This is a genomic window from Pseudomonas sp. SIMBA_041, assembly GCF_046535095.1.
Classification (GTDB): domain Bacteria; phylum Pseudomonadota; class Gammaproteobacteria; order Pseudomonadales; family Pseudomonadaceae; genus Aquipseudomonas; species Aquipseudomonas mucoides.
On record NZ_JAWRXJ010000883.1, the window covers coordinates 1 to 239 of the forward strand.

Genomic DNA, 239 nt, shown 5'->3' on the forward strand with positions numbered 1-239 from the left:
GTCAAAGGCACGCAGTGCGTCACGGGCCACGACCAAGATTTTGGTTTGGCAGAGGTCATAGAAGCGGGGCTGCGCTCGAAGATTGCCGGACTCGGTGAGGCGGAGCTGGAAGCTGTCATTTCCGATTGCGTGTCGGATACGCTGGAGCAACTCGCCGACCTGCACCAACAGGTTCGTTCGACTGGCGAGGAGTAATAGGGCAGATGAGTCAAACAGCTAACTTTCGTACCATCTCTGTT

At 56.1% G+C, this 239-nt stretch carries 1 protein-coding gene; it reads left to right on the forward strand.

Annotated features, from left to right (window positions below):
• On the forward strand, positions 1 to 195 hold a 195-nt coding region (locus tag SB725_RS33680), incomplete at its 5' end, for a hypothetical protein (protein WP_410923756.1).
• Positions 196 to 239 lie beyond the last annotated feature (44 nt).